We start from the raw sequence: 884 nt of genomic DNA, 5'->3' as shown, positions 1-884 counted from the left end.
CACGCTTTTTGATTATAACGCAACCGATGCCGTTCTGAACGGTGTGATATGGGAGAAGCCGGGCTATGAAACTGATCACTGCGATCATAAAGCCGTTCAAGCTGGAGGATGTCCGCGAAGCGTTGACCGCTCTTGGCATTCAAGGGCTGACAGCGTCGGAAGTTAAAGGGTTTGGCCGTCAAAAGGGCCAGACTGAAATTTACCGGGGCGCAGAATACGCCGTTAGCTTTCTGCCGAAGGTAAAAATTGAAGTCGCGGTTGCCGATGAGCTGGAAGACCAAGTGGTCGAAGCGATTCAAAAGGCGGCCCACACGGGCCGCATCGGCGATGGCAAGATTTTCGTTCTCGACCTTAGCCGCGCTGTGCGGATCCGGACGGGCGAAACCGATGGGAACGCGCTGTAATGGCGCAGGCCCCGTCAGGTTTCACGATCCCCGACGTTCGACAAGAAGGAACCTTCCCGATGCAGGAAAGCGTTAAAAAGGTCGGCCGTGGTTTGGCGACCCTTGCTGCGGTCGCCCTTGCCGCCGCACCCGCCCTGGCCCAAGACGCCGCCAAGGTGGAAATTAATTCGGGTGATACGGCATGGATGCTCGTCTCGACCCTGTTGGTGTTGATGATGACGATCCCCGGCGTAGCGCTATTCTACGGTGGTATGGTGCGTAAGATGAACGTGCTTTCCACGGTCATGCAGTCCTTCGCCATTACCTGCATCGTAACGATCCTTTGGGTCGTGATTGGGTATAGCTTGGCCTTTTCGGAAGGTAGCGCCTTTATCGGCGGCCTCTCGAATGTGATGCTGGCGGGCGTGACGCTGGAAAGCGTGAATTCGCTGGCGGCCACCATTCCGGAAACCGTCTTCCTCACCTATCAGATGACCTTTG

General features: G+C 56.3%; 1 protein-coding gene and 1 pseudogene. Both read left to right on the top strand.

The genetic code is table 11. The features are described 5' to 3' along the window. The first annotated feature begins 65 nt into the window (after positions 1-65). Positions 66-404, top strand: coding sequence for a P-II family nitrogen regulator (gene glnK, locus VZ95_RS19010; protein WP_045777258.1), 339 nt, complete (start codon positions 66-68; stop codon positions 402-404). After that, positions 404-884: pseudogene (locus tag VZ95_RS19005) on the top strand (hypothetical protein); the annotation flags it as partial. The gene glnK and the pseudogene VZ95_RS19005, both read left to right, overlap by 1 nt.

This window comes from Elstera litoralis, from assembly GCF_000963705.1.
Lineage (GTDB): Bacteria > Pseudomonadota > Alphaproteobacteria > Elsterales > Elsteraceae > Elstera > Elstera litoralis.
Note: the sequence above shows the minus strand (reverse complement) of the source record. Positions and strands in the feature narration are given on the sequence as shown.

What these genes read in the sequence shown, in the direction of transcription:
- glnK (WP_045777258.1), top strand. Translation starts at nt 66, where the DNA reads ATGAAACTGATCACTGCGATCATAAAGCCGTTCAAGCTGGAGGATGTC.